This window comes from Eikenella sp. HMSC061C02, assembly GCF_001809035.1.
GTDB lineage: Bacteria > Pseudomonadota > Gammaproteobacteria > Burkholderiales > Neisseriaceae > Eikenella > Eikenella corrodens.
The window spans coordinates 1-1,938 of the sequence record NZ_KV795520.1 but is presented as its reverse complement, the minus strand read 5'-3'; the positions used below and the strand labels follow the sequence as shown (position 1 = coordinate 1,938).

3 protein-coding genes and 3 tRNA genes are annotated in these 1,938 nt (G+C 44.0%); all 6 read right to left on the bottom strand.

The annotated features are described in order from the left end of the window. Positions 1-78: 78 nt before the first annotated feature. Positions 79-153, bottom strand: a tRNA-Thr gene (locus HMPREF2541_RS01775). A 13-nt stretch (positions 154-166) separates the two neighbouring features. After that, positions 167-240 (bottom strand) — tRNA-Gly (locus HMPREF2541_RS01770). 23 nt (positions 241-263) lie between these two features. Further along, positions 264-347, bottom strand: a tRNA-Tyr gene (locus HMPREF2541_RS01765). 106 nt (positions 348-453) lie between these two features. After that, complete coding sequence (locus tag HMPREF2541_RS01760; RefSeq protein ID WP_003823685.1) at positions 454-711, bottom strand: YfhL family 4Fe-4S dicluster ferredoxin; 258 nt, start codon at positions 709-711, stop codon at positions 454-456. Positions 712-847: 136 nt separating this feature from the next. Beyond that, positions 848-1,414, bottom strand: coding sequence for a 16S rRNA (guanine(966)-N(2))-methyltransferase RsmD (gene rsmD, locus HMPREF2541_RS01755; protein ID WP_003823684.1), 567 nt, complete (start codon positions 1,412-1,414; stop codon positions 848-850). A 162-nt stretch (positions 1,415-1,576) separates the two neighbouring features. Next, positions 1,577-1,888 carry a 30S ribosomal protein S10 gene (gene rpsJ, locus HMPREF2541_RS01750; RefSeq protein ID WP_002642322.1) on the bottom strand — a complete coding sequence of 104 codons (312 nt, stop codon included), beginning with the start codon at positions 1,886-1,888 and terminating at the stop codon, positions 1,577-1,579. Between the last annotated feature and the right edge of the window lie 50 nt (positions 1,889-1,938).

Genomic DNA, 1,938 nt, shown 5'->3' with positions numbered 1-1,938 from the left:
CGGTTTGCTACGTTCAAATTTTTCCTTAGCCATGGCAATTTCCTATTAGCTTGAAGTAAACAAAGGGATAGAAATAGATGGTGCCCATGGGCAGATTTGAACTGCCGACCTCTCCCTTACCAAGGGAGTGCTCTACCCCTGAGCTACATGGGCCTTAAAAATTTATTGGAGCGGGTGAAGGGAATCGAACCCTCACCGTAAGCTTGGAAGGCTTCTGCTCTACCATTGAGCTACACCCGCCCTTGATGCCCCAACATAGTAATTGGTGGTGGGAGAAGGATTCGAACCTTCGAAGCTCTCGCAACAGATTTACAGTCTGCCCCCTTTGACCGCTCGGGAATCCCACCAAAAGAGAAAAGAAATATAGCGGCTTTCCTGACCAATCGTCAAGCAAAATTTATTCTTTTTTTTTAGAACTAGCCGCAAGTCAATATTTTTAATTGAAATTAAATCCTACCCATTTTTCAACAAAATAATCTTTTCATACTTCTCTCGCAACTGCTCCTCAGTTTCTGGGTGTTCCTCATCAATCAAAATACAGTCTACTGGGCACACTTGCTGGCATTGCGGTTCATCGTAATGCCCAACACACTGCGTACACAGATCAGGATCGATCTCATAGATCTCCTCACCCTGCGAAATGGCATCATTTGGGCACTCTGGCTCACATACATCACAATTGATGCACTCATCTGTAATAAAAAGAGACATGTTTTCCTCTTAATATCTTCTAAGTTATCCAAAATTAAGGGGCGGGATTATAGCACAGACCAGCTTTCAGGTAGCCTCTCCCTTGGCAAAATATAAAATTTTCTTCTTTGATAACAATTATTAAAACAATCCAGCTTCATTTCTTCTTGAGCAGTGCATATTTACTTAATCCTGATTGCCCGGCATTCAACTCCAACAGATAATCAGGCCAAACAGGCAAGTCTCCTGCTTCAGCATATATATATGCACCACTATGCAAACGCTGCTCCAAGCACATAAAAAGCTCAACCCATCTCTGCCAAGCAAATGGTGGATCCAAAAACACCACATCAAACTGCTCTTGTGTTTTTTCTAAAAACACAAAAGAATCCATAGATTCAACCTTCATTCTTTCAGGTAGCCTCAATTCTTGTATTTGCTGTTGTAAACTTGCAGCAGTCCGCCGATTATTTTCTACCAACACAACCCGTTTCGCCCCTCGCGAGGCAGCCTCAAAACCCAAGGCTCCGCTACCAGCAAACAAATCCAACACCACTTGACCGGTTAAATCCTGTCCCAACCAGTTAAATAAACGCTCCCGCACACTATCTGCGGTTGGGCGCAAGCCTTCTGCATCAGCAAACCGAACTTTCCGCCCGCGCAGCTCCCCACCAATAATACGGATTTGATTTTTGTGTTTATTGTGCTTATTTTGTTTTTGCATACCTGCTCCACAAAAATGAGGAAAACTCATAGCTGCCTATTTCCATAGAATAGTTAAATGCCGCCCTTCCATATAGTATCAATTTACCCTACTAGGTAAGGCTCTTGGTCACAAAAAGCCGAACGGAGATTCCGTTCGGCTTTGATATTATCTGCAAGCAGATTACTGAACTTTGATTTCCACGTCCACACCGGCCGGCAAATCCAGCTTCATCAGTGCATCAGTGGTCTTGTCAGTCCAATCCACAATATCCATCAAGCGCAGATGAGTGCGGATTTCCAATTGTTCACGTGAAGTTTTATTCACGTGCGGAGAACGCAGGATATTGAAACGCTCGATTTTGGTCGGCAACGGAATCGGACCTTTTACCACAGCACCAGTGCGCTTGGCAGTTTCAACGATTTCCTGAGCAGAACGGTCAATCAGGCTGTAATCATAAGCTTTCAGACGGATACGGATTTTTTGATTTGCCATTTATTCGATATCCTTCTTAAGCGATCACGGAAGCCACCACACCGGCACCT